This is a genomic window from Actinomadura sp. GC306 (assembly GCF_004348665.1).
In the GTDB taxonomy this organism is placed as follows: Bacteria; Actinomycetota; Actinomycetes; order Streptosporangiales; family Streptosporangiaceae; genus Spirillospora.
Map to the genome: position 1 here is coordinate 1 of NZ_SMKM01000339.1, position 6,373 is coordinate 6,373.

Annotated in this window: 5 protein-coding genes; 3 read left to right on the forward strand and 2 right to left on the reverse strand. The window is 65.6% G+C overall.

Features of this window, described 5'->3' with window-relative positions; genetic code table 11:
* Positions 1 to 1,004 precede the first annotated feature (1,004 nt).
* Positions 1,005 to 1,493, reverse strand: a complete 489-nt coding sequence (locus tag E1200_RS34125; protein WP_165950522.1) for an NUDIX domain-containing protein — start codon at positions 1,491 to 1,493, stop codon at positions 1,005 to 1,007.
* Positions 1,494 to 1,664: 171 nt separating this feature from the next.
* On the opposite strand from E1200_RS34125, the gene E1200_RS30010 reads away from it, so the two are divergent.
* Positions 1,665 to 2,693, forward strand: coding sequence for an aminoglycoside phosphotransferase family protein (locus tag E1200_RS30010; RefSeq protein ID WP_243708942.1), 1,029 nt, complete (start codon positions 1,665 to 1,667; stop codon positions 2,691 to 2,693).
* A 438-nt stretch (positions 2,694 to 3,131) separates the two neighbouring features.
* Here E1200_RS30010 and E1200_RS30015 read toward each other — a convergent pair whose 3' ends face one another.
* On the reverse strand, positions 3,132 to 4,202 hold the full coding sequence (locus tag E1200_RS30015; RefSeq protein ID WP_131955446.1) for a hypothetical protein: 1,071 nt from the start codon (positions 4,200 to 4,202) through the stop codon (positions 3,132 to 3,134).
* A 269-nt stretch (positions 4,203 to 4,471) separates the two neighbouring features.
* On the opposite strand from E1200_RS30015, the gene E1200_RS30020 reads away from it, so the two are divergent.
* Positions 4,472 to 5,746 carry an ATP-binding protein gene (locus E1200_RS30020; protein ID WP_131955447.1) on the forward strand — a complete coding sequence of 425 codons (1,275 nt, stop codon included), beginning with the start codon at positions 4,472 to 4,474 and terminating at the stop codon, positions 5,744 to 5,746.
* A complete protein-coding gene (locus E1200_RS30025; RefSeq protein ID WP_131955449.1) occupies positions 5,727 to 6,344 on the forward strand; it encodes an RloB family protein in 618 nt (205 codons plus the stop codon). Before E1200_RS30020 ends, E1200_RS30025 begins: the two co-directional genes overlap by 20 nt.
* Positions 6,345 to 6,373 lie beyond the last annotated feature (29 nt).

A 6,373-nucleotide genomic window follows, 5' to 3' on the forward strand; every position in this document is an offset into this window, starting at 1 on the left:
GCCTCACGCCCTGGACGTCCCACCAAGACCGCTCACCGCCCCCGAAGACGGCTCGCCCGCCTACTGGCCACCCTCCGCCGCCTGAGCGACCTATCCCCACACCCACCCAGATCCGCCTGGTAAGCGAACTCCAGGTCCAACGGCAGCGCCAACGAATCGGCGTCAGCGAATCGGTCTTGTGGGTCTGATCACTGCGAGTTATCTGCATGCGGTGTCGGGCCGGTGACCACCCAGGGTTTCAGTCCGATGCGGGTCGGTGAATAGCTGCGACCATCTCGCAGTTCAGTGGCGTTGCCGATGCTCGTTCCGATCCGATGCGGTTTGTCGATCACTGCGACGGATCGCAAGTGCGAGCCGTTGGCGCTGGCGTACTGGTTTCAATCCGATGCGGTTTTGTGGATCACTGCGACAGTACCCCGATTTTGCGGGGTCTGACCTGCAGGTTTGCAAGATCATGCGCCAACCCCCGTCGGGGCGATCTTGGAGAGGGCTTTGAGATGATCTCCCAGGCGGCGTTTGCGCAGGTCGGAGTGGGTTTTCGGGGTGCGCGCCAACCTATCGACAATTTATAGAATGGTCGAGCAGCGGCACGCTGGGCACGTCCAGAGCACGATGGAGTGTCAGCAGGCATCCAGGCGAGGCCAGCACGCAGCCCACACCGTGCGGAAGCATGCGCAGACGTCCTATGCACGGTTCCCCGGCCACGTCCCCCAAGGCGCCTTCCGATGCCTCGGCCGATGCGTCGTTTCCCCTGCACCCTGCCAGTCTGTCATGGCACCAAGGGCTCCGACAGCCGTGTGCCGCTACCGGACAGCGGCCAGAGAAAAATCCAGCCCCTCGGGCTGTTCTTTAGTCGAGCGCTGCGTTCCACGAGCCGCGTCCCGGCCCGGTGGGCCTCCGCTACCAGTCGCCCGAGTTCCTGTAACAGCCTGGACTTGCTTATGCCGCCGACCCCGACAACCTTGACCCCAGAGGGGAGCCCGCCCGCGATTGTCGACGCCTTCCTACCGCGTTGCCGAGGTTATGAGGCGGTTATGGGCGGCCCAGTCCCGGATTGCCTGAGCGGTCTCGTCAGTAACGTCGGAGTCGGGCAGGCCGGCCGGGTGGAGCCATCGGTGGGTGGTGTGTTCGGTGCTCAGGACGATGGGCCGACCATGGTGGGCGAGACCGAAGGTGTATTGGCGAGCTTCGCGGCCGGATCCGGAGATGTAGTCGAAATGAGTGACAAAGCCCGGATCAAGGGTGAGTGGTCCGGTCCAGCCGACTTCTTCGGCGAGTTCGCGTTCCAGTGCGGTGAGCAGGTCCTCGCCTGGCTCGACGCCGCCTGAGGGCAACTCTTCGATACCGGCCATGAACGCGTCCCCAGTGGAGCGGCGCAAGATGAGCACCTGGCCATCGGCGTGGACGATGGCGCCGACCACGAGTTTCGTTATGCCATCGCGGTCGGCGTCGGCGTGCAACTGCTGGATGTTGAGGCCCGATGCGGTGGTCACGCTGGCAGGGTAGTGCGGCCTGACGATGAGAGGGGGACCTTGAGGGCTTGGTGGAGGTCGTTTGTCGCGGTGTGGATGCAGGCGCGTCCGTCCGGTCCGTTGTCGCCGGGAACGCTGATTCGCAGTGATGTGGCGTGGCCCGCCAGGACCGACTGCCGCGGGACCGAGGTCGTGGACCGGCGGGCCCGCACCACGCCCGCGTGCAGCATGCCGCTGGACTACCGTCCGCTGGCCAGGGACGAGGGTGCGTTCCAGCAGCCGCTGACCGCCGACGAGATCCGCGCGGTGATACGGCGGGTCTTCGGGGCCGGCTGCCAGGTGATGTCCGCCGTCGAGCTGGGGACGGGGATGTACAACTCGACCTACCGTGTCGAGATCGTGGGTACCGAAGCTGTGGTCTTGCGGGTGGCGCCAGCGCCGGAGCGCCAGTTCCGCAGCGAGCGGGAGCTGATGCGCAACGAGCACGCCTCGATTCCCTGGCTGTCGGTGATCGCGCCGCTGATGCCGCGGGTGATCGCCGCGGACTGGTCCCACGAGGTCATCGGCCGGGACTACATGCTGCAAAGCCTGCTGGAGGGCGTCCCGGCGCCCGAGCGACTCTCGGCCTATCCGCGCGAAACCTGGGGCGGCTACTTCCGGCAGCTCGGCGAGATCACCGCCGCGGTGCACCGGGTACGGGGCCCGCACTTCGGGCCGGTCGCCGGACCGGGACATGCGAGGTGGTCGCAAGCGGTGCTGGCGTCGCTGGAGGACATCGCCGCCGACATCGAGGGCGTGGGCTTGGACCCGGCCGACCTGCGCAAGGTCGCTGCGATCGCCGCTGACCACCGCGCCGTCCTGGACGAGGTCACCCAGCCCCGGCTTCTCACCGGAGACCTGTGGACGGTCAACGTGATGCTGTCGCAGACGGCGCCGGTGCCCACGATCAGCGGCGTCCTGGACTTCGACCGCACCTGGTTCGGGGACCCCGCCGCCGACTGGACGATCCGGATGGCTACCGCCAAGGACGACGAGCGGCGCGCGTTCTGGGACGGGTACGGCGTGCCGAACCGGGTCTCGGCGGGCGCGGTGCTGCGCTCGCGAATCTACGAGGCCCGGCACTTGGGGGCGCTGCGCCTGGAGCGGTTCCGGCTCGGTCACCGCGACGCGGTGGCCCGCTCCTACGAGGAAATGGCCGCGGTGCTTTCCGCGCTGGCCTGAACCGCCACCCCGTCATCCAACGGCAACACGCACAGAAAGTTCATTCTTGCAGCTCGCCGGGACCTGGGTTACGTCCGCCCACTTCGGTCCCGATGGTGGCAATGGCCTAGGCCCGCGATGAAGAAGGATGGCCTGGTGGGTGGCCCGGTCCAGCCGTCCAAGAACTTCTTCAGCCCCCGCAGATTGAACTGCAGTCACCACCGCGCCGTAAGACGGGGTCCCACCAACGATCATGATCGCGGCCTCAGCACTGTCCATATCCACGAGCGGAGAACACGGCTGGCAAGGAACCGAGAAGAGCCGCGACCGCCGACATCGCCGCAGGGAGAGAATACGCGCGCTCACACACTTCGTATATGGTCGCCTCCCCTGAGGGGGACGCCGAGCAGACTGACGCCCTCCACAAACGCCGCATGTTGCCTTTTACCTGGTAACCCATCAGCCGTTCTTCAGGACTGCGGGGTTGGACCTGTCTTCTCGGTTGGCGACGCCCCAGATGGTTGAGGTGCCGGGCATTGGTGTGATGGCGCGCATCGCCTTCCCGGCCGGGATCGTGGCGGGGTGCCAGGTTCCGCCGCTGTAGCGATACGGCACGGGGGCGCCATAGTCGGCTGTGACCCAGGGGTGGCCGTTGCCGTCGACGGCCAGGTCCCTTGCGCTGGGGATGGCGCTGGGCAGGGGGATGACGGTCCACTCCGTGCCGTTCCAATGGGTGAGGTGCTCGCGCGAGAGGGCCCAGACGTCGTTCGGGCCTACCGGGGCCACCTTCAGAAAGCTGGAGGCGACACCCGCCGCGATGGGGGGAGGCGTGACGGCCGTCCATGCCGTCCCGTCGAAGTGGGCGATCGCCGGCGCTATGCCCGGGCCCGAGTCCGGGTAGCGGCTCCCGACCGCCCACGCGTCCGTGGCCGTCAGGGCTTGCAGGTCCGAGATGGAGCGCAGCGCAATGTCGTAGCCGGTCCAGGTCGAGCCGGTGCGTTTGTGCAGCTTGAACTGCGGCCCGTCTCCAATTGCCCTGTGCGCGACCCACGTGCCCGCTGGGCCGGTGCTGATGACGTCGAGATTGGCTTCGGTGGGCCTTTCCACCTTCTGGAAGGCGGTGCCGTCGAAGCGGGCGAGGTAGTTGCTACTCCCGGATTGCCCCAACGTGCCGCCGCCGATCCACGTCTCACCGCCGGACGAGGTGACGGCGCGGATCTGGCCCTCGCCCGTCCACCCCCTGAGCGGGTACTCCGCCCAGGATGACCCGTTCCACCGCCGCAACACGGGGTTCCCGTTGCTGAACAGGCCGCATGTGGTGCCCCACATCACGCAGTAGGCCCCCTGGGCGCCGCCGACCCACACGCCGCCCGCGTCGTCGGCGGCCACTTCCTGTAGCTCGGCTTTGGGCCAGAAGAAGGGCAGGGGCACCGACGTGAAGGTCTCCCCGTCCGCGTGTGCCGTTGCCGGGGTGGAGAGCAGGACGGCCGTCACGGCCGCTGCGACCGCGCCCGCGAATGATCGCTTCATGCCCGCACTATGACTCATCCCCGCCAACATGACCAGTGTCCACTGGCAAGCTTCAGGGGGACCCGACGATGTCGTCCGCGTCGCGGTGAACGCCCATGTGACGCCCGGAAGCCGCTGGGCGGGCTACCAGGACTGTGACGGTTTGGATCGGTATCGGAACTCCGGCACAGGTGTTTACGCCTGGCTACTGGTAGGCACACACACCCTGTCGTGCAGTTTTCCTGCACACTAGAGGGTGAGACCGTCCGTGATGGGAGGCCAGAGGCCCGATGCTGCTGAGTTTCCGCGTGGCGAACCATCGGTCGCTGCGGCATGAGCAACAGCTGCTGCTTACACCGTCCTACGCCGACGAGCCGGCCGATGTCCCGTGGGAGGCCCTGACCGTCGCGGGAATCTTCGGCGCCAACGCCTCGGGCAAGTCCAACGTGATCGACGCGTTGCAGTACATGACCGCGATGGTCAGCCGGTCATTCAGGGAGAGCGAACCGGGCGGAGGCGTCGAACGTCACCCCTTCGCACTCGACCCGCAGGCCCGGGACGAGCCGTCGACATTCGTCGCCGACATTATCGTTGACGGCGTCCGCCACACCTACGGGTTCGCCGTTGACGATGCGCGTGTCGTCGAAGAGTGGATGTACAGCTATCCGCACAAGAAGCGGCGTGTGATCTTCCATCGGGAGCTCGATGAATTTCACTACGGTGAGCACTCGCCCCAGGCTTTGAAGCAGGCCGAGCAGATCACCGAGCAGAATGTCCTTTTCCTCTCTGTCGCCGTGCGCTCGAAGCAGCGCATTCTTCTCCCCGTTTACGAGTGGTTTCAGCAGATTGAGTGGCGCACAACCCAGCATCTCGCTATGCCGTACTTCGTGGCTGGGGTGCTAGCTGACGAAGATGTCGACCTGGAGCGTATAGTGACGCTCCTACGTGCGGCGGACACCGGTATCGAGGACGCGATCCTCATCGAGGAGAGCGAAGAAGAGTACGTTACGCGCATGAGCAGGCGTCCTCGCGCCATGGGTGATAGAGATGCGCCCCGGCGCAAGCGACTTTCCTTCCAGCACAGGGGCGCCGATGGCCGAGCGGCGCTTAAGATGCGGGAGCAGTCAACGGGAACCCAGTCTTTGTACTGGCTGGCGCGTCCCGCGTTCCGAGCGCTGGACAGAGGCGTCCCGTTCATTGTGGACGAGCTGGATTCAAGCCTGCACCCGTTCCTGACGGCACAGCTGATCAAGCTGTTCTCCGACCCCGAGAACAATCCGCGCGGAGCTCAGCTGATATTCACGAGCCATGACGTTTCCCTGCTGGGGCGGATTCAGGGGCAAGAAGTCCTCAAGCGAGACCACATCTGGTTCACAGAAAAAGACGAATGCGGCGCCACGGAACTGTTCCCGGTATCGGACTTCAATCCGCGCAGGGACGAGAACCGGGAACGCAGATACCTTGCCGGCCGCTACGGTGCCGTGCCAGTGCTGAGAGACGAACTGTTCGCCGCAGCGCTCGCCGCCCGAGAGGAAGACAACACCGATGCCCCCGAAGAGCCCTAAGCGTTCGAAGCGAGCGGCCCGAACGGGAAAGGTGGGGCGAGAGACCAGTCTCGAACGAAGGCCGAGCGGATCACGGGAGGAGCGGCTGAGCTTCCTCCTACTCTGCGAGGGGAAGACCGAGAAGGACTACTTCACGGGAATGCGGACATGGCGAGGCCCACAACTCGCCGTCGACGCACCGAAATGCGATCACCGAAGTCTGGTTCGGGAGGCCGGGCTCCGCCGCTCCGACGAGTACGACGAAGTCTGGTGCATCCTGGACACTGAACTGGACGACCAACTCGTCCAAGACCTCATTCGGGAAGCGCAGAAGTCAGAGGTCAACCTCGCGCTCTCGTCCCCCAGCTTCGAGTTCTGGCTGATCCTGCACACGAAGGAGCACAGTCGGCCTTTCATGTCCGCTCGGGCGGCCGAGAAAGAGCTGAAGGCGATACGTCCTGGCTGGTCGAAATCCTCAACCAAGTTCCAAGACTTCGAAGACGGTCTCGAAGATGCCTGCACAAGGGCACGCAAGCTACACGACGGCGAGGGACTTCCCCCCAATCCCTCAAGCGCCGTCTGGCGGCTGGTAGGAGCGATCCGCCGGGGTGGAGAATAGGACGGTTGCCACGGCCGCGTTCGCGTTGC